Genomic DNA, 18,624 nt, shown 5'->3' on the forward strand with positions numbered 1-18,624 from the left:
GGGGTGGTGTTTCACGTGAAACACCACCCACTGAGTGCATGCCGTCGGTGCCTGGCGGTCAGATCTCAAGCTTGAAACCGACGTGTGAGGCGGTGAAGCCGAGCCGCTCATAGAAGCGGTGGGCGTCGATGCGCGACGCGTCCGAGGTCAGCTGCACCAACTGGCAGCCCTGACGGCGGGATTCCTCGATCGCCCACTCGATGAACCGGGTGCCCAGCCCGCCACCACGCTCGTCGGCGTGGATGCGTACGGCCTCGATGATCGACCGGGTGGCGCCGCGCCTCGACAGCCCGGGGATGATCGTGAGCTGGAGTGTGCCGGCGACACGACCCTCACGTACGGCGACGACCAGCTGCTGGTTGGGGTCGGCGGTGAGTCGCTCCAGGGCGCTCAGATAGGGCGCCAGGTCGTCCGGTGATTCCCGCCGGGCGCCCAATGGGTCGTCGGCGAGCATACCGACGATGGCCGGGATGTCGTCGGCGACCGCGGCGCGTATGTCCAGATCTCCCATGCCCGCAGCCTATGCGGACACGTTCAGCGATTCCACGACCCGTACCAGGGGGGCCAGCTCCGGGTTCCTGGCCGCCTCGTCGAGGGCTTCGCGCAGTGCGGTGTCATTGGTGGGACGAGCCTCTTCGAGCAGCCGCAGCCCGGCCTCGGTGACGTTCGTGTAGATGCCGCGCCGGTCGGTCGGGCAGAGATAGCGCTCCAGGAGGCCCCGGTCCTCGAGGCGCGTCACCAGCCGCGTGGTGGCGCTCTGGCTGAGGACGACCGCGTCGGCGACCTGCTTCATCTGCAGATGGCCCCCGTCGCCGTCGTGCTGGCGGCTGAGGACGTCCAGCAGAGAGTATTCGCGCACGCTCAGGTCGTGCTTCCCCTGTAGGGCGCGCTCGATATGCGCCTCGATCCTCCCGTGGAGCAGGGAGAGCGCGCACCAGCCCTGGGCAAGGGAGGTGAGCGCGGGGTCCGTCGCTGTCATTGGCGTGTTCCTCCGTCCCGGAGCGGCTGTAACCAGGATAGGGCAGGTCCGCAATATCCATTGGTTGCATGTATTCAGCGCCTGCAACTATGTGCCCGCAAGCAAAGCGCATCCGCTCGGCGGCATCGTGATCAACGGCGGGAGTCGGTCCACCACGGGACGACCGCGCGGTGCTGATCTCCGGCGAGACCAGCACGCGGAAGGCCTACACGGCGCTCCAGTCGAACAGCCCCACGGCCGACCTTGTCGACGCCATCCATCGCGGGCGGTGTCCCCGTCCACCGCGACGGCCGGCTGGTCGGCGCGGTCGGAGTCGGCGGTGGCGCCCCTGACCAGGACACGGCTTTGCCGCGGCCGCCGTACAGGCACTCGTCTGACCACACCCGGATCAGCGCGGAACGCCGACTCTCCCAGGGAGCCGGCGTTCGCCGTACCGGGAAATCCTCAGCCCGCGGCGACTGTCAGCGGTGCGAATCGCCGCGTCCAGTCCCCCGGCAGCTCCGTGATGCCGTAGGTCATGACGGAGTTCATGGCGACGGAGGCCAGCCCACGTTCCTTCGCCCATGCCAGCAGTTCCTCGTGCCGGATGTCGATGTCGGTGCGGAGCGGGCGGTCGGTGCGGTCGGCGAGCGAGGCGATGAGGGACTTCGCCGTCTCCGTGTCCCGGGCGATCAGCGGTCCGACGACCTGGGTGTCCATGTTCGGCCAGGCGGCCGCGTAGCCGACGATCTGGTCGCCGTCCACGGCCACACGCAGTTGGTCCGAGAACGCGGGCAGGCGGGCGATGAGAGGTGTGCGGTCGGTACCGAACACCTCCTCGTCCAGCCGCAGGATGGAGCCGAGGTCCTCGGCCGCGGCGGCCCGTGTTGCCACCCGCGGCTCGGGCCCGCCCGGGGCGAAGGGCCCGGTCAGCATCTCGGAGTGTCCCGTGGTCTTGAACCCCAGCTCCTCGTAGAGCGGACGGCCGTACGGCGTCGCGTACAGAGTCAGGGGAGTCGCCCCCATCGCCGAGACGATGTGGCGCATCAGCCGGCGCCCGACACCCTGACGGGCATGCCGTTCGGCAACCAGAACCATGCCGATCGCGCTGAGATCCCGGCGTTCCCCCGGGCCGTACTCCGTGATGACACAGGCGGCGACCAGCCCTCCGCCCGGGTCGTCGATCCCGTACCCCTTCCCGGCAGTGAGGAGCAGGCGCCACTTGTGTTCCTCACGCGGCCACCCCCGATCCTCGGACAAGTCGGCGCAGGCGGGGAGATCGCGTGGCGTCAGTCGGCGAATGGGCAGAGCGGCGACGGAAGGAGTGGGCACGCAGGTCAGGCTGTCCGACCGGCACCAGTGGCGTCTACCTGTTTCCAGGTAGACGCACGCGCTTTTGGCCATGCCGTAGCCCTGAGCACAGCCTCAGGACAGACAGGGGACGTTTCACGTGAAACATCGCCGTCCAGTCACTGCCCGAGACCTCCCCTGGGGAGTGGTGACCCCTTCCCGCTAGCCTCGGGACACATGGCGAGACTTCATCTCTTCGATCTCGACGGCACATTGCTGCACGGCACCTCGGCCCCCGTTGAGATCTCCCGGCAACTCGGCCTGGAAGCCGAGACGGTGGATCTTGATCGGGCGATTTCTGCAGGACGGATAACCCCGCCGGAGTATGCGGCTCGGGTGTACTCCCTCTGGGCCGAGTTGACCGATGCGCAGGTGACCGCGGCATTCAACGGAGCACCTTGGCTGGCCCGTATCCGGGACGTCTGGGGCGAGATCAGGGAAGCGGGTGACTATTGCGCGGTGGTCTCGCTCTCACCCTCGTTCTTCGTGGAGCGCCTATTGGAGTGGGGAGCCCATGCGGCCTTCGGATCGCGTTTCCCGGCGGTGCCGTTCGTCGAGCCGGTGGACCCGGCAGGCGTCCTTGATCCTGCGGCCAAGGTGACCATCGCTGACCGTCTGTGCGAGCAGTTCGGGGTCGGCCGAGGGGACTGTGTCGCGTACGGGGATTCGATGTCGGACAGGGAATTGTTCGCCGTGGTTCCGGTGTCCGTGGCGGTCAATGCGGACGAGCATCTGGCCGGTCTCGCGACGTACTCCTACACGGGCCGTGATCTATGGGATGTCTATGAATTGACGCGTGGTGCCAGGTAGTTGAAGGACCTTATGGGTCGCCCCTTGTTGGATTGGTGGGGGAGACAGGGGGGACTTGTGTGCGGAGCGACGGCCGGTAGGGTCGACTCCGGTTCACGTCCCGGACGAGACGCTCCGGCGCGAGTGACTGCGGCCCATGTCACACTTTCGCCTTACTTGTCCGTACGCGAAGGAGGCCCGGGTTCAATGTGGCCATGTCGGCCACGGGCCAGGCCGGGAAGAGCTAGCCGTCAACGGGGGAATACAAGCACCTTCCGAGTGAAGTGCGCAGACCGACCGAAAGATGTTCGAGGCGAGGCACACCATGGATGCTCCGACCACCACGTCGGCGGGCAACGACGGGGCCGGCGGAAGCAGCTGGTTCACGTCCCCCAGTAACACCCCGGTCGAGCCTGCCGCCGAGCATCCGGTCGTGGCGCCGGGCCGGCAGCAGGAGGCGCCTCAGGGCCACCGCCCCGCGTCCGGAGAGGCCCGGGAGCGAATACCGCCGACACAGGAGCCCGCCCGCCTCCAGAACCCCGCCCAGGCCCCACCGTCCGGGTCGCACGCGGTCCCCGGCCCCTTCGCCCCCACGGCCGGACAGCCGGTGTCCCCCGCGCTCCCACAGCACGTCCCGCCGCAGCGCAGCGCACAGCCGGGTCCGGACGCCTCCCCGGACGCGATCCGCATCCGCGGCACCATGACCGAGGTCGGTCCGATAGCCGACAAGGTCACGTCGTACTTCTACGCACTGCTCTTCGTGCGCCATCCCGAACTGCGTCCGCTGTTCCCGGCTGCCATGGACACCCAGCGGGACCGGCTGCTGAAGGCGCTGCTCACCGCGGCCGAGCACATCGACAACACGCCCGTCCTGGTCGAGTACCTCCAGAATCTGGGCCGCGGCCACCGTAAGTACGGCACCCGCGCGGAGCACTACCCGGCGGTCGGCGAGTGCCTCATCGGTGCGTTGAGCAAGTACGCCTCGGCCATCTGGGATCCGGAGACGGAGGCGGCCTGGGTGCGGGCGTACACGACGATGTCCCAGGTGATGATCGACGCGGCGTCGGCGGACGAACTACGGGCACCGCCCTGGTGGCATGCGCAGGTTGTGGCACACGACCTCAGGACCGCGGACATCGCGGTGCTCACGGTCCGCCCGGACCAGCCGTATCCCTTCCTCGCGGGGCAGTACACGAGCATGGAGACACCCTGGTGGCCGCGGGTCTGGCGGCACTACTCCTTCGCCTCCGCGCCCCGCTCGGACGGCCTGCTGACGTTCCATGTGAAGGCCGTTCCGGCGGGCTGGGTCTCCAACGCGCTGGTGCACCGCGCCCGCCCCGGTGACGTCATCCGGCTCGGTCCGCCCGTCGGTTCGATGACCGTCGACCATACGAAGGACAACGGACTGCTCTGCCTGGGGGGCGGCACCGGCATCGCCCCCATCAAGGCGCTGGTCGAGGACATCGCCGAACGCGGCGCACGCCGCCCGGTCGAGGTGTTCTACGGCGCCCGCACCGACCACGACCTGTACGACATCGACACCCTGCTCCGGCTCCAGCAGAGCCATCCCTGGCTTTCGGTCCGCGCGGTCGTTGACCAGCAGGCGCATCTCCAGCTCCCCGACGCCATCCGCGCCTACGGCCCGTGGACCGGGTACGAGGGCTATCTCTCGGGGCCGCCCGGCATGATCCGCAACGGCCTGCACGCCCTGCGGGACGTCGGCATCCCGGCACACCGCATACGGCATGACTCGGTCGAGGAACTGGTCGTCGTCGGCGACTGATCCGTCAGCCGAGGTCGGGGGCGTGCATGGCCCGTACGCCCTCGATGTTGCCGTCGAGGTAGTGCCGCAGGGAGAGCGGTACGAGGTGCACGGAGGCGATCCCGACACGGGTGAAGGGGACGCGCACGATCTCGTACTCGCCGGCGGGCTCCTCGACTTCGGGGCCGTGCCGCAGGGCCGGGTCCATGGACTCCAGCCGGCAGACGAAGAAGTGCTGCACTTTCACACCGGTGGTGCTGCCGCTGTCGCCGATGTGCTCCACGGTGTCCACGAAGCAGGGCACCACGTCGGTGATCTTGGCGCCGAGTTCCTCGTGCACCTCGCGGTGCAGGGCGTCGACGACAGTAGTGTCCTCCGGTTCGACCCCGCCACCGGGGGTGACCCAGTAGGGATCGACACCTGGCTTGGTGCGCTTGATCAGAATCAGGTCGTCTCCGTCCAGGAGAACGGCGCGTGCGGTGCGCTTGACCACGGGTCGGACGGTCATGGGAGAAATGTGGCCCAGCTGGTTCCACGTGAAACATCGCGAAGCGCCACCGTACGGCCGCAGCGCGTCAACCCCGCCCGATGTGCTCAACCCCAGTCCACTGCCGCGTGATGGAGCCACTCGTGTGCCCGCGCCACATGAGGCATGGCGAGCGTGCCGGTCCGCACCACCAGGAAGTAGGTCCGCAGCGGGGGTACGGCGGGCTCGTGCAGCGCCATGACCTCACCCCGGTCCAGGGCGGCCATGCACAGATAGCGTGGTAGCACGGCGATGCCGGCCCCCGCGACAGCGCAGGCGAGGACGGCACGCAGATCGGGCACGACAACCGTGCCGGAGGCGGCGGGCCGGGCATCGAAGACGGAGCCCCAGTAGCGCGAGACGAAGGGCAGCGACTCGTGGACCTCGACGACGGGCAGGTTCTCCAGGACGGGCGCGCCCTTGTCCCGTACCGTCCCGGTGTCGATCTCCTCGGCCCAGCGGGGAGCGGCGACCAGTACATGCTCCTCGTCGCAGAGGGCGGTGGCGGTGAGCAGGGCGCCACGTGGCCGGACCGTACTGATGGCCAGGTCGTGATGTCCGGCGGACAGCCCGTCCAGGGTCTCCTCGGCGGTGCCGAACGAGGCGCGCAGCGCGAAGCCCTGGCCGTCGTCGCCGGCGAGCTCCGAAAGGGCGGGCAGGGCCCGCTCGGCGGTAAACTCGGGCGGACCGGCGAGATGGAGGGTACGTACCGAGGAGTCGTCGTCGAGACCGCGTTCCGCTATCTCCACGAGCGCGTCGAGGTGCGGAGCTGCCTTGTGGGCGAGTTCGTCGCCGATGGTCGTCGGGGTCACCCCACGGGCCTGCCGCAGGAAGAGCGGACGGCCCAGCTGTCTTTCCAGCGTGCGGATCTGCGAGGTCACGGCCGGCTGCGAGAGCCCGAGCAGGGCGGCGGCGCGGGTGAAGGAGCCGGCCCGGTGCACGGTCACGAAGGTCCGCAGCAAGGCCAGATCCATCGCTCACCCTCCCCTTCGCCCCGCCCCAGGCCGGCCCTCGGGGCAAGTCCACAACTATAAATAAGTCGATAGGTCTCTGCCCCTACAGTGATTGGACACTGACGCAGAGTCAACTAGCCTTGGTCGCGCGGTTCTTGGCGCGCGAGAACCGGGACGGTCCGAGCCACGAGGGGGGAGGCTCGGACCGTCCGTTATGCGTAGACGGGTCGGCGAGGGCGTCCGTAATCCGGTCACCGATCCGACTCATCGAGCGCGCGGAGCACATCGGCCACCAGGTCTTCGGCATCCTCGGCCCCGACCGACAGCCGAATGAAACCCTCCGGTACGTCGTCCCCGCCCCAACGCCGCCGCCGTTCGGCCGTGGAGCGCACCCCGCCGAAACTCGTCGCGTCGTCGACCAGCCGCAGGGCCTCCAGAAAACGCTCGGCACGCGCGCGCGTGGGCAGCGTGAAGGAGATCACCGAGCCGTAGCGCCGCATCTGCTGTGAGGCGATCTTGTGCGCGGGGTCGTCGGACAGTCCCGGGTAGCGCAGCCCGGTCACCTCCGGCCGGTCGCGGAGCGCCTCCGCGAGCACCAGGGCGGTGGCGTTCTGCCGGTCCACCCGCAACTGGAGGGTGGCCAGGGAGCGATGAGCCAGCCAGGCCTCCATGGGCCCGGAGATCGCACCGATGATCTTGCGCCAGCGGCGGACGGCGGCCATGGCCGCCGTGTCCCGCCCGGCGACGTACCCCAGCAGGACGTCCCCGTGCCCGGTGAGCTGCTTGGTGCCGCTGGCCACGGAGAAGTCGGCGCCCAGCGCCAGCGGCCGCTGGCCGAGCGGGGTGGCAAGCGTGTTGTCGACGGCGACGAGGGCGCCACGCGCGTGTGCCGCCTCGGCGAGCCGCCGGATGTCGCACACGTCGAGCCCGGGATTGCACGGCGACTCGATCAGCAGCAGCTTCGCCCCGTCCAGGACGTCGAGCTGGGCGTCGCCGGCGGTCGGCGCGGTGCGCACCTCGATGCCGTACTCCTCCAGTTGGGCGCGGACCAGGGGCAGCACCTGGTAGCCGTCGGACGGCAGCACGACCGCGTCCCCGGCGCGCAACTGCGAGAAGAGCACCGCCGCGATGGCCGCCACGCCGGAGGCGAACACCAGCGTCTCGACGTCCTCACCGGGCGCCTCCAGCTCGCCGATGGCGCGCTCCAGGTGGGTCCAGGTCGGGTTCTCGTCACGGCCGTAGGCGTACGGTCCGCTGACCTCGCCCGGCAGATGGAAGTGTGCGGCGAATACCGGCCCGGGCAGGGTCGGTTCGTTCTTGACCGGCTCGGGCAGCCCCGCGCGCACCGCGCGCGTGCCCTCACCCGAGCCGAGGCCGGACTCTATGTGGGAATCGCTCATGCCGTCGTACCCTCCACTTCGTCGCGTACCGCGGTGAGCAGTCCCTCGCTCGCCGCCTCCACCATCTCAAGACACTCCTCGAAGCCGTCCAGACTGCCGTAGTACGGATCCGGTACGTCGAGGTCGTCGGCGGCATCGGGGTCGTAGGAGCGCAGCAGGTGCACCTTGCGTGCGTCCTGCTCGGTGGGGGCGAGGCGGCGCAAGGACTTGAGGTGGCCGGAGTCGAGGGCGATCACGAGATCGAGGCGGCCGAACCAGGACGCCTGGAACTGGCGGGCGATGTGCTCGCCGTCGTAGCCGTGCTCCTGGAGAACGCGGACGGTGCGCGGGTCGGCGCCGTCACCCTCGTGCCAGCCGCCGGTGCCGGCACTGTCGACCTCGACACGGTCGTCGAGCCCGGCCTCGGCTATGCGAGCCCGGAAGACGGATTCGGCCATCGGGGAACGGCAGATGTTGCCGGTGCAGACGAAGCAGACGCGGTAGGTCATCGGGTGCTCAGTCCGAGTCAGGAAGGATCATGTTCAGGGCCCAGGACACGATCGAGATGATCAGACCGCCGAGGACGGCCGTCCAGAACCCCTCCACGTGGAAACTCAGGTCGAGCTTGTCGCACACCCACGACGTGAGCAGCAGCATCAGCGCGTTGACCACCAGGGTGATCAGGCCGAGCGTGAGGATGAACAGCGGGAAGGTCAGGATCTTCACGATCGGCTTGACCAGGAAGTTCACCAGGCCGAAGACCAGGGCGACCAGGATCAGTGTCCAGACCTTCTTGGTGGTGCTGTCACCGGTCAGGGTGATCTTGTCGAGCAGCCACACGGCGACGGCCAGGGCGCCCGCGTTGGCGATCGTCTTGACTACGAAATTCTTCATGTGTCTGATCGTGGCAGACGAGATCAGATACGAGCAGTGGGGCGAGGGCGAACAACGGCGATGAAGGCATTCCGGCTGGACGAACTGGAGGCGGAACGCGCCGCCAACGACGGGGCCTACCTGCAGTTTCTGCGGGAACGGAACATGTCGGTCGGCCTCTACGCCCTGAACGCGGGCGAGCAGGACCCGCAGAAGCCGCACAACCAGGACGAGGTCTACTTCGTCGTCAGCGGCCGCGCGGCGATCACCGTCGGCCTGGAGACCACGCAGGTGGCGCGCGGCAGCGTGGTGTACGTGCCGGCCGGGGTGGCCCACAAGTTCCATCACATCAGCGAGGACCTGAGGGTTCTGGTCGTCTTCTCTCCGCCCGAGGCCTGACCTCTCCCCTCAGGGTTCCCTAGGGGAGAGGTCAGGGGAGGACAAGGGATCAGAGGCCCCCGTACGCCCCCCTCGCGGCTCTAGCATCGAGGGCAGGACATCTCATCGTGCGGCACGCACGAGACCGACCGTACGTGCCGAAGCGCACGGGAAAGCAGAGGGCAGGGCAATGCGAGAGATCTTCACGGGTCTGCCGTGGTGGGTGAAGTGGATCGCGGTGCCGGTCATCGCGCTGGTGGTGTTCGGCGGTCTGATCGGCTCCATCGTCGGCTTCCTGGCCTACCTGCTCTTCAAGTTGCTGATCTTCGTGGCGCTGGTCGGCGGTCTGATCTACATCGTGCGGAAGTTCATGTCGAACTCCTCGTCGAAGAGCGACTGGTGAGGACCGTGGGAATCGGTGACCGGTAACAGGAATCACCGGTTCCCTCGGGGGAGGGAAGTTTCCCGCACGGGCCGACCGGGAGCGGTGGCGGACGGTTAGAGTCGCTGACCCCCTCGCGCTCCGGGAGTGACCCTTGGCCACGCTTGACGCCCCCTCCGCACCCACGGAACTTCCACCGCCCCCCACCCAACGCCGTTCCGGCACACCCCCCGTGCAGCGGCCGGCCACCCCGGACCCCGCACAGCCGCACTCGGCCACCCTGATCGGCTCCGTGCAGCGTGCGATGCGCCTGCTGGAGTGCGTCGCCGGACACGAACACGGCGCCCCCGCCAAACAACTGGCCCGCGAGACCGGCCTCGCGTTGCCCACCGCCTACCACCTGCTGCGCACCCTCGTTCACGAGGGCTATCTGCAGCGCGACAAGGGCCTGTTCTTCCTCGGTGAAGCGGCGGAGCGGTTGAGCAGTAGCGGAGCGCAGCAGAAACGTCGCAGCGCGGTAGCCGACACCCTCGCTCACTGGCGGGATTCGATCGGTGCGCCGGTCTACTACGCGATGTACCGGGACGGCGAGATCGAGGTCGTGTGCGTCTCCGACTCCCCGGGCATCCCGGCGGTCGAGGAGTGGGCCGACTTCCGCGAGACCGCGCACGCGCATGCCATCGGCCAGTGTCTGCTCTTCCAACTGGACGAGAGCACCCGCCGTGACCATCTCGACCGCTATCCCCTGCAGGCCCTGACCCCGTACACGGTCCGTGACGACCATGCACTGCTGCGGCGGCTGGAGCGGACGCGGCGGATGGCACCGCTGGTGGAGCGCCAGGAATACGCGCTGGGCACGGTGTGCGCGGCGATCCCCATCACCGTCGGCACCACGGCGGCCACGGTGGCCTTCTCCCTCCCTCTCCACCAGGCAGATCGGCTGCTGCCCGCCGCACGGCAGTTGCAGGCGGAGGTGGGACGACATCTGGGATCGCTGGCGATCGCTATCAGTATCTGAAAACTCACTCCTTGTGATCTGCTGTGTACGTTCAGCAAGATTTGACCACCATCAAAGGGATAAATCCCGGCCAGTCGGTGTCATATGACGGGGTAGGCGATGCGCGAGTCCGTACAAGCAGAAGTCCTGATGAGCTTTCTCGTCTCGGAGGAGCTCTCCTTCCGCATCCCCGTGGAGTTGCGCTACGAGACCTGTGATCCGTATGCCGTGCGGCTCACCTTCCATCTGCCCGGGGATGCGCCGGTGACCTGGGCCTTCGGCCGTGAGTTGCTGATCGACGGGGTGGGCCGGCCGTGCGGGGAGGGAGATGTGCATATCGCGCCCGCCGATTCCGAGGTGCTGGGCGAGGTCCTGATCAGGCTTCAGGTCGGCGGCGACCAGGCGGTGTTCCGGTCTTCGGCACCACCGCTGGTGGCCTTTCTCGACCGTACCGACAAGCTGGTGCCGCTGGGCCAGGAAGGTGCACTCGCCGACTTCGACACTCATCTGGACGAGGCTCTGGACCGCATCCTGGCCGAGGAACAGAGCGCGGGCTGAAGCGATACGACACGGGGAGCGAGCCGCTCCGCCGAACCGCGTGAGGACGCGCAGGAACGCTTCTGCGTGTCCCTGGGCGGGCGCCCTGCGTGTTTCGTGGGCGAGGCCCTGTGCCCCCCCGGGCGGGTGCCGAAGCGCTTCTCCGCGTGCGGACCGTCTTCTTCGCCGCCCGTCCCCCTCACCGCACGTTCACCGCTTCCGGCGACGCCCTCGCCCACCCCGCGCCGGGGCCTCCGCGGACGCGACCGCCTCCTTGCTCTGCCGGTCGGCCGAGACCACCAGTGCCGCGAGCAGCGTGGTGACCGGGACCGAGGCGACCAGGCCGATCGAGCCGACCAGCGTGCGCACGATCTCCTCTGCCACCAGCTCACTGTTGGCGACCGTCGCCACGCTGCTCTGCGCGATCGAGAAGAGCAGCAGCAGCGGCAGCGCGGCGCCCGCGTAGGCCAGGACGAGAGTGTTGACGACGGAGGCGATGTGGTCGCGGCCGATGCGGATGCCCGCCCGGTACAGCCCGCGCCAGCCCATCGTCGGATTGGCCTCGTGCAGCTCCCAGACGGCCGATGTCTGGGTCACCGTCACATCGTCCAGGACACCCAGCGAACCGATGATGACGCCGGCCAGCAGCAGACCGCTCATGTCGATCGACGGGTACAGGCCGTGAATCAGGCCGGTGTTGTCGTCGGTGTTGCCGGTGAGCGCGGCCCAGTCGATGAACTCCGAGCCGAGGACGCCGATCAGGCACAGCGAGACCAGCGTGCCGAGCACCGCCACCGAGGTTCGGGCCGACAGGCCGTGGCACATGTACAGGGCGATCAGCATGATGGCGCTCGACCCGACCACCGCCACCAGCAGCGGATTCGAGCCCTGCAGGATCGCCGGCAGGATGAACAGGGTCAGCACCATGAAGCTGACGGCCAGCGCGACCAGCGCCATCACACCGCGCAGCCGGCCCACCACGACGACGGCGAGTGCGAAGATCCCGGCCAGCAGCGCCATCGGGAACTTCCGGTTCACGTCGGTGACCGAGTACTGCAGGTCCTTGGGCGCCGAGGGCTCGTAGGCGACCACGACCTTCTCGCCCTCGTCCAGCTGACGGGACTGATCGGGCTGCACGATCTCGGTGAACGTACGGCCCTTGTCCTTGCCGGTGTCCACCCGGACCGTGGCCTTCTTGCAGGTGCCGTCCTCCTCCTGCTTCGCGGAGCTGCCCTCCGAGGTGGAGGTGTCGCCGGTCGAGCTGTCCCCTGAAGCGTTGACCGACTTGCAGCTGACCGAGACGACCTTGGTGACCGTGGCGGCCTGGGTCTGCCGGTCGAAGCCGACGCCGGTGCGTTCGTGCGACGGGGCGCCGCCGGGCCACAGCACCACCAGGCCGACGACGACCGCGGCGGTGAAGGGGATGAGGATCGCCGCGATGACCTTGCGCAGATGCTTGGAGACCGGGGCGGCGGGGCCGTGGCTGTGGCTGTGCGAGTGACCGTGCCCGCCGCCTGCCCCCGAGCCGCCCTGGCCGCGTCCCTGGCCGGGCGGGTGGCCGAGAGTATGACCGTCGTCGTGACTGTGGGCGTGCCCCTGGTCGTACTGGTGGCCCTGCCCGTGGTCGTGTCCGTCACCGGCACCGTGGCCCCCGTGGCCGGTTCCGCCGCCCTGTGCGGCGCCGTTGCCGCGCCTTGGGTCGGGGGGCGGACAGGGGTGCTGCTGTGTCGTGGTCACCGCCCGATCATCGCAAGAACGACAGGGGCCCTCTGTTCACCGCGCCCGAATTGACGCTAGCGTGGAGGCACCTTTGCACACGCGGGAGCTCGGAGCACCGGGCTGAGAGGGCGCTGACCTCCGTATTCGCGATGTTTCACGTGGAACGAGTGATGTTTCACATGAAACGCCGCCCGACGGAAGCCGCTGCGTCGACCGCCGAACCTGTTACCGGGTAATGCCGGCGTAGGGAGTAGGTCTCATGGCCAACAAGGACGTACGCACGCCTGCCTTCAGTCAGGACGAACAGCCCATTGCGGGCGAAACACCCCAAGAAGCAGGGGAGTTCATCGGCTGGCACAAGGGGTATGTCGAGGGTTCGCGCCCCGACCTTCGGGTGCCGGTCCGTCAGGTGCATCTCACCAACGGGCAGTCGGTCACGCTCTACGACACCTCCGGCCCGTACACCAATCCGCTCGTCGAGACCGACGTCCGCAGGGGCCTGTCGCCGCTGCGGGAGAACTGGATCATCGCCCGCGGTGACACCGCCGAGTATGCGGGCCGCCCCGTCCGTCCCGAGGACGACGGGATCAAGCACACCTCGCCGCGTGGCGGACTGCGCAACCTGGACGCGGTCTTCCCGGGCCGCCCGCGCCAGCCGCGCCGCAGCCGGGACGGCGAGGCGGTCACACAGCTGGCGTACGCGCGCCGGGGTGAGGTCACTCCGGAGATGGAGTACGTCGCCATCCGGGAGAACGTCTCCCCCGAGATCGTCCGTGAGGAGATCGCGGCGGGACGGGCCGTGCTGCCGGCCAACGTCAACCACCCGGAGATCGAGCCGATGATCATCGGCAAACGGTTCCTGGTGAAGGTCAACGCCAACATCGGCAACTCCGCGGTGACTTCCTCCATCGAGGAGGAGGTGGAGAAGATGACCTGGGCAACCCGCTGGGGTGCCGACACGGTCATGGACCTCTCCACCGGACGCAACATCCACACCACCCGCGAGTGGGTGCTGCGCAACTCCCCCGTCCCCATCGGCACGGTTCCGCTCTACCAGGCCCTGGAGAAGGTCGACGGCAGGGCCGAGGAGCTGACCTGGGAGATCTACAAGGACACGGTCATCGAACAGGCCGAGCAGGGCGTGGACTACATGACCGTCCACGCGGGCGTGCGCCTGCCGTATGTGCCGCTCACCGCCAACCGCAAGACCGGCATCGTCTCGCGCGGCGGCTCGATCATGGCGGCCTGGTGCCTCGCGCACCACAAGGAATCGTTTCTGTACGAGAACTTCGAGGAACTCTGCGAGATCCTCGCCGCCTACGACGTCACGTACTCGCTGGGCGACGGCCTGCGCCCCGGCTCCATCGCGGACGCCAACGACGAGGCCCAGTTCGCGGAGTTGCGCACGCTCGGGGAACTCAACCGGATCGCCAGGCGTTTCCATGTACAGACGATGATCGAGGGCCCGGGCCATGTCCCGATGCACAAGATCAAGGAGAACATCGACCTTCAGCAGGAGATCTGCGATGAAGCTCCGTTCTATACGCTCGGCCCGCTGACCACGGACGTCGCACCGGCGTACGACCACATCACCTCCGGCATCGGTGCCGCGATGATCGCCTGGTGGGGCACGGCGATGCTGTGCTACGTCACGCCCAAGGAGCACCTCGGCCTGCCCAACCGCGACGACGTCAAGACCGGCGTGATCACCTACAAGATCGCCGCCCACGCGGCCGACCTGGCCAAGGGCCACCCGGGCGCGCAGGACTGGGACGACGCGCTGTCCGACGCCCGCTTCGAGTTCCGGTGGGAGGACCAGTTCAACCTCGCCCTGGACCCGGACACGGCCCGTGAGTTCCACGACGAGACGCTTCCGGCGGAGCCGGCGAAGACGGCCCATTTCTGCTCCATGTGCGGGCCGAAGTTCTGCTCGATGAAGATCAGCCACAGCATCACGGAGCGGTTCGGTGCCGGGGCGGCCGAGGGGGCGTCTGCCGAGGAGGTAGCGGAGGGGATGCTCCAGAAGTCGAAGGAGTTCGCGGCCAGCGGGAACCGGGTGTACCTGCCGCTGGCGGACTGAGCTCCCCGCCGAGGTGCTGGTCCGGGGTGTCGGACCCCTCGGACCGGCCCCTCGGGCCGGTCACCCTGCGGCGTCCTGCGGGTACCAGCGCAGCTCGACCGTGTTGCCGTCCGGGTCCCGGACGTAGACCGATGTCGCGGTGCCGCGCGCGCCGAAGCGCTCCACGGGTCCCTCGACGACGGTGAACGCCTCCGACCCGATGACCTCGTCCCAGTCCACCGGCTCCACGGTGAGACAGATGTGGTCGACGTTGGACTCGCCCCGGCAGCGGACGACCAGGTCGATGATGGTCTCCGGAGTGACTCTGACCGACGGGAAGGGGACTTTTCCGGCTCGCCATTCCGCGAGACGGACCGGTTCCAGGCCCAGGAGTCCGGCGTAGAAGTCCAGCGACCGTTCGATGTCTTCGACGTTGAGGACCAAGTGGTCGAACGCCTTGACGCGCACAGGGGGCACTTCGTCTCCGGAGCGCTGCCGCGGGGTCGGGGAGGTGGTGGTGGCAGTGGCGTTCATGAGGCTTCCTCAGGGTGCGGATCCGGTCTCATGGGCGACCGGATGGGGATGCCTTCCACGATCGACCGTGGGGTGCGAGCCATCAAGGCATGATCGAAGTACGACCGTTGAGCAGGATTAAACGCAGGGGGGATCATGCTGGAGCGGCTGGAGACCGAGATCTTCCTGACACTCGCCGAGGAACTGCACTTCGGCCACACCGCCGAGGTGTTGGGGATCACCACCGGGCGGGTGAGCCAGGTGGTCAAGAAGCTGGAACGCCGTGTCGGAGGCCTGCTGTTCGAACGCAACAGCCGTACCGTCCGGCTCACCCCGATCGGGCGGCAGTTGGCCGATGACCTGCGGCCCCTGGTCGCCGCCATGGAGGAGGCACTACGCAGAGCGGCCGACGCCGGTCGTGGCGTCACAGGGGAACTGCGGGTGGCCTTCCTCGGAGAGTGGACGGCGCCGGCACTGCTCAGAGCCGTCGGCCTGTTCACCGCACGTCATCCCGACTGCCGGGTCGACGTACGAGAGGTGCAACTGTCCAACTCCCGGGCGAGTCTGCTGGACGGCTCGATCGACATCCTCCTCGCCTCCTACCCGTTCGACGGGATGGCCCGCGGGCCGGTGCTGCTGAGGGAGGAGCGGGTGCTCGCCGTGGCGGCCGGGCATCCGTTGGCCGGTGAGCGGTCGGTGTCGGTCGAAGCAATGGCTCAATACCCCGTGGTGCAGTATCCGGACGTGACCTCTGCGGCCTTCAAGAGGGACCGAACACCGGACCGCACACCGTCGGGAAAGCCGGTTCCGAAGGGTCCCGTCGGCGGGTCGTTCTCCGAGATGCTCACCCTGGTCGCGATGGGCAGAGGGGTCCTCCCGGTCGGAGAGCATTCCCGGCAGTACTACCCCCGACCCGATATCGCGTATGTGCCCCTTCGTGATGCGCGGCCGATCGAGCGTGGACTGGTCTGGCAGGCAGGGAACACGACAGAGCGGGTGCGTGCGTTTGTCAGGGCGGCGGCCGATGCCGTCGGGCCGTCGCCTACCGCTCCGGTGTTGATCGAGAAGGGGATGGCGCAGAAGTCCAAGGAGCCCGCGGCCGCGGGCAACCGGGTGTATCCGCCGACCGCCGACTGACGCCGAACACGCGAGAAACTCGGCGAGCGCTCTGCCGGTCGGCTTCGCGCCTCCGTCCCGTGGACCGGGTGTCCGGCCTGCGCCCCCGGGCGGGGGCGCAAGCCGGGTTATTCCGGCTGGTGTTCCGGGCCTCCGAAGTCCGGGCTGGTGTAGTCCGGGCTCGTGAAGCTCGGCCGGGAGGCGGGTGCGGTGCCGTCGTCGGTGCTGAAACCAGGACGGTCGTAGCCGAGACGCGGCATCCGGCCCCCCGGGCCCGACGGGGTCGTACGGCGCAGTCCGGCCGTGCCGGGTTCGGTGGCCAGCGCTTCCCGCAGGAAGGGCAGGATGCCGCGCTCCAGCAGGGCGTCCCGCCAGGCGTCCCTGGCCTTGGCCACCTCCCCACCGGGTTCGCCGTAGGCTCCGGCCTCCAGCGAGGGACTGTTGCGCAGTGCGGTGAGCAGCAGCCCCGCGCCGGCCATGAGGATGGCGGCCGCGGTCACGACGCCGAAGACCCAGCCCGCGGTGAGCATGGTCTGGGCGAACGCCGGGGCCGGGTCCAGCATCTTCAGGACGTAGCCGACGAGCAGGAAGATCGCGGCGGCGGTACCGGCGAGCACGGGCGCCAGGACCAGGGCGAGGGCGAAGCCGCCGGCCCCCGTGGTCTCGGCGGCCTCGCCGAGGGTGGTGGCGAGCCCCATCGCACCGCCCGTGGCCGACTCCGCCGAGTCGGCCTCATGGACGGTGGCCGGGGTGGACCGCGCCGGATTGCGCAGTTCCTCGCGGACCTTCACATAATGCTGGTACTCGGCCGCCGCGGCCGCCGCTATCAGTGCGGTGGCGTTGAGCGCCATGGTGCGCAGCTGTTCGGTGTTCAAATGCTGGCCGGTACCGGCCAGTTCGGGACGGAAAGGGGCGGAGCGCAGCGCCTCATCGAGGATCCGCTCGTATTCCTGGCGGTCCTCGCTGTGCAGGTGCTGCGGAACGCTGTTCATGTGCATCCCCCGATGCTCCGTAGGGCTTGGGGCTCGCACGCCGGCGAGCCGTCGGGCAGAAACGGAGGGGAGCCTGCTACGGATAAACCGATGGTAGAGCCGTTAAGGCACACGGTGACAGGGGGTTGCCGGAAATTGGGGGTGGCCCGCGTGTGACATCGGGGTACAGAACAGCGTGCCGAACGCTCAGACGTCCAGCGGAAGTTGCCTGACCAGCAGCTTTCCGGCCATGGTCACTCCGCCGTCCATGGCGATTGCGAGCCCGTCCGCGTAGACGTGCGGTCCTTCCACGACGGGGCCGGTGTTCTCTTCGCCGTCCTCGGAGCCGACATCGCCCAGAAGATAGGGAATCGGGCTGTGCCCGTGAACGATGCGGGTACCGCCGTACGTATCGAGAAGGGAACGGACGGCGTCTGCACCCCCTTCGTCGCGGAAGGAGAACCGCTTGGTGAACTTACGGAACAGATCCCAGACCTCGTCCGCGTCGTTGCGCGTGATGGTCTCGCGGACCGTGTCGTTGACCGCCTCGATCGAGTCGCCGTAGTCGAGGTAGGCGGTGGTGTCGGAGTGGACGAGCAGATAGCCGTCGACCTCCTCGACCGCGTCCAGACGGGCCATCCACTGGAGGTGGTGGTCCTGGAGCCGGTCCATGTCGGTCTTCTGGCCGCCGTTGAGCAGCCAGGCCGCCTGGAAGGTGGCGGTGCCCGCGCCGGAGTTGACGGGGGTGTCGCCGAACCGCTTGGCGCCGAGCAGCAGCAGCTCGTGGTTGCCCATGAGGGCCTTGCAGTAGCCGCCGGCCGCGGCCGCCTCGGCGGACAGCCGCATCACCAGGTCGATGACGCCGATGCCGTCCGGACCCCGGTCGGTGAAGTCGCCGAGGAACCACAGCCGGGCCGTGCCCGCGCACCACTGCCCGTCCGCGTCGATCAGCCCCTGCTCCCGCAGCGCGTCGATCAGCTCGTCGAAGTAGCCGTGCACGTCCCCGACGACGTACAGCGGGCCGGGACCTGCCGCGAGCTGAGCGGCCGGGGCGGCGGCCGGGTCGACGGGCATCTGGAGCGTGTCGCCGCGTTGGATGACGGGCAGGTCGCGCTGGGTGGGCGTGTACCCCTCGGGATATCCGTCGGGGTACGGCTCGTCGAGCGCCGGGGCGACATCGCCGGGGTGGGTGCTCTGGACGTACGGACCGGTCTCGTTGACGTACGCGGGCACCCGGAAGTCGCGCAACGCCGCCGTCCGTTCCGCTTCGGGTCCCTGACCGGCCCCCTGAGTCATCAGACCCCTCCACCATCGCGCCGCATCTGCACCGCTTCGGACTGCCTGGTCGCAGCGGCCCGCGGT

At 68.7% G+C, this 18,624-nt stretch carries 20 protein-coding genes and 1 pseudogene; 9 read left to right on the forward strand and 12 right to left on the reverse strand.

All coding sequences use genetic code 11. The features are described 5' to 3' along the window. Positions 1-58 precede the first annotated feature (58 nt). Both ACZ5K7_RS17110 and ACZ5K7_RS17115 read right to left on the reverse strand, forming a co-directional pair. Positions 59-511 carry a GNAT family N-acetyltransferase gene (locus tag ACZ5K7_RS17110; RefSeq protein ID WP_468914287.1) on the reverse strand — a complete coding sequence of 151 codons (453 nt, stop codon included), beginning with the start codon at positions 509-511 and terminating at the stop codon, positions 59-61. Between the two features lie 9 nt (positions 512-520). After that, the gene (locus tag ACZ5K7_RS17115) at positions 521-979 is read right to left on the reverse strand and encodes a MarR family winged helix-turn-helix transcriptional regulator (RefSeq protein WP_468914290.1); all 459 of its coding nucleotides are present in this window, start codon (positions 977-979) and stop codon (positions 521-523) included. 155 nt (positions 980-1,134) lie between these two features. On the opposite strand from ACZ5K7_RS17115, the pseudogene ACZ5K7_RS17120 reads away from it, so the two are divergent. Beyond that, positions 1,135-1,356, forward strand: a pseudogene (locus ACZ5K7_RS17120) (heme-binding protein); the annotation flags it as partial. Between the two features lie 67 nt (positions 1,357-1,423). On the opposite strand, the gene ACZ5K7_RS17125 reads toward ACZ5K7_RS17120, so the two are convergent. After that, the gene (locus ACZ5K7_RS17125; RefSeq protein ID WP_351695805.1) at positions 1,424-2,290 is read right to left on the reverse strand and encodes a GNAT family N-acetyltransferase; all 867 of its coding nucleotides are present in this window, start codon (positions 2,288-2,290) and stop codon (positions 1,424-1,426) included. Positions 2,291-2,485: 195 nt separating this feature from the next. Between ACZ5K7_RS17125 and ACZ5K7_RS17130 the strand changes: the two genes are divergently transcribed. Together ACZ5K7_RS17130 and ACZ5K7_RS17135 are read left to right on the forward strand one after the other, a co-directional pair. Beyond that, entirely contained in the window at positions 2,486-3,118 is a 633-nt protein-coding gene (locus ACZ5K7_RS17130) for an HAD family hydrolase (protein ID WP_351695803.1), read from the forward strand. A 283-nt stretch (positions 3,119-3,401) separates the two neighbouring features. Then, the gene (locus tag ACZ5K7_RS17135) at positions 3,402-4,880 is read left to right on the forward strand and encodes a globin domain-containing protein (protein WP_450971825.1); all 1,479 of its coding nucleotides are present in this window, start codon (positions 3,402-3,404) and stop codon (positions 4,878-4,880) included. Positions 4,881-4,884: 4 nt separating this feature from the next. Here ACZ5K7_RS17135 and ACZ5K7_RS17140 read toward each other — a convergent pair whose 3' ends face one another. From ACZ5K7_RS17140 to ACZ5K7_RS17160, 5 genes are all read right to left on the reverse strand, one after another. Continuing rightward, positions 4,885-5,367 (reverse strand): NUDIX hydrolase, encoded by a 483-nt coding sequence (locus ACZ5K7_RS17140; RefSeq protein ID WP_351695799.1) that lies wholly within the window; start codon positions 5,365-5,367, stop codon positions 4,885-4,887. An 86-nt stretch (positions 5,368-5,453) separates the two neighbouring features. Then, on the reverse strand, positions 5,454-6,359 hold the full coding sequence (locus ACZ5K7_RS17145; RefSeq protein ID WP_468914297.1) for a LysR family transcriptional regulator: 906 nt from the start codon (positions 6,357-6,359) through the stop codon (positions 5,454-5,456). A gap of 230 nt (positions 6,360-6,589) precedes the next feature. Continuing rightward, complete coding sequence (locus ACZ5K7_RS17150) at positions 6,590-7,738, reverse strand: cystathionine gamma-lyase (RefSeq protein ID WP_468914298.1); 1,149 nt, start codon at positions 7,736-7,738, stop codon at positions 6,590-6,592. Continuing rightward, positions 7,735-8,226 (reverse strand): low molecular weight protein-tyrosine-phosphatase, encoded by a 492-nt coding sequence (locus tag ACZ5K7_RS17155; RefSeq protein ID WP_468914300.1) that lies wholly within the window; start codon positions 8,224-8,226, stop codon positions 7,735-7,737. Before ACZ5K7_RS17155 ends, ACZ5K7_RS17150 begins: the two co-directional genes overlap by 4 nt. Positions 8,227-8,233: 7 nt before the next feature. After that, on the reverse strand, positions 8,234-8,611 hold the full coding sequence (locus ACZ5K7_RS17160; protein ID WP_351695791.1) for a phage holin family protein: 378 nt from the start codon (positions 8,609-8,611) through the stop codon (positions 8,234-8,236). A 60-nt stretch (positions 8,612-8,671) separates the two neighbouring features. Between ACZ5K7_RS17160 and ACZ5K7_RS17165 the strand changes: the two genes are divergently transcribed. From ACZ5K7_RS17165 to ACZ5K7_RS17180, 4 genes are all read left to right on the forward strand, one after another. After that, positions 8,672-8,989, forward strand: coding sequence for a cupin domain-containing protein (locus ACZ5K7_RS17165; protein ID WP_351695789.1), 318 nt, complete (start codon positions 8,672-8,674; stop codon positions 8,987-8,989). 169 nt (positions 8,990-9,158) lie between these two features. After that, positions 9,159-9,371, forward strand: coding sequence for a DUF5326 family protein (locus ACZ5K7_RS17170; RefSeq protein ID WP_351695787.1), 213 nt, complete (start codon positions 9,159-9,161; stop codon positions 9,369-9,371). Between the two features lie 211 nt (positions 9,372-9,582). Continuing rightward, a complete protein-coding gene (locus ACZ5K7_RS17175; RefSeq protein ID WP_351696267.1) occupies positions 9,583-10,368 on the forward strand; it encodes an IclR family transcriptional regulator in 786 nt (261 codons plus the stop codon). A gap of 99 nt (positions 10,369-10,467) precedes the next feature. Beyond that, positions 10,468-10,905 carry an SsgA family sporulation/cell division regulator gene (locus tag ACZ5K7_RS17180; RefSeq protein ID WP_468914302.1) on the forward strand — a complete coding sequence of 146 codons (438 nt, stop codon included), beginning with the start codon at positions 10,468-10,470 and terminating at the stop codon, positions 10,903-10,905. Positions 10,906-11,094: 189 nt separating this feature from the next. On the opposite strand, the gene ACZ5K7_RS17185 is transcribed toward ACZ5K7_RS17180, so the two are convergent. After that, complete coding sequence (locus ACZ5K7_RS17185) at positions 11,095-12,621, reverse strand: YibE/F family protein (RefSeq protein WP_468914304.1); 1,527 nt, start codon at positions 12,619-12,621, stop codon at positions 11,095-11,097. 241 nt (positions 12,622-12,862) lie between these two features. On the opposite strand from ACZ5K7_RS17185, the gene thiC reads away from it, so the two are divergent. Then, complete coding sequence (thiC, locus tag ACZ5K7_RS17190; RefSeq protein ID WP_468914306.1) at positions 12,863-14,683, forward strand: phosphomethylpyrimidine synthase ThiC; 1,821 nt, start codon at positions 12,863-12,865, stop codon at positions 14,681-14,683. Positions 14,684-14,743: 60 nt separating this feature from the next. Here thiC and ACZ5K7_RS17195 read toward each other — a convergent pair whose 3' ends face one another. After that, positions 14,744-15,130 carry a VOC family protein gene (locus ACZ5K7_RS17195; RefSeq protein WP_468914506.1) on the reverse strand — a complete coding sequence of 129 codons (387 nt, stop codon included), beginning with the start codon at positions 15,128-15,130 and terminating at the stop codon, positions 14,744-14,746. A gap of 201 nt (positions 15,131-15,331) precedes the next feature. Here ACZ5K7_RS17195 and ACZ5K7_RS17200 point away from each other — a divergent pair, with 201 nt between their 5' ends. Continuing rightward, on the forward strand, positions 15,332-16,312 hold the full coding sequence (locus ACZ5K7_RS17200; protein WP_468914308.1) for a LysR family transcriptional regulator: 981 nt from the start codon (positions 15,332-15,334) through the stop codon (positions 16,310-16,312). Between the two features lie 107 nt (positions 16,313-16,419). Here the strand turns inward: ACZ5K7_RS17200 and ACZ5K7_RS17205 are convergent, their stop codons facing one another. Then, positions 16,420-17,289, reverse strand: a complete 870-nt coding sequence (locus ACZ5K7_RS17205) for a hypothetical protein (protein WP_351695777.1) — start codon at positions 17,287-17,289, stop codon at positions 16,420-16,422. Between the two features lie 180 nt (positions 17,290-17,469). Beyond that, positions 17,470-18,558, reverse strand: coding sequence for a metallophosphoesterase (locus ACZ5K7_RS17210; RefSeq protein ID WP_351695775.1), 1,089 nt, complete (start codon positions 18,556-18,558; stop codon positions 17,470-17,472). Positions 18,559-18,624 lie beyond the last annotated feature (66 nt).

Source organism: Streptomyces sp. NPDC031497 (assembly GCF_055580905.1).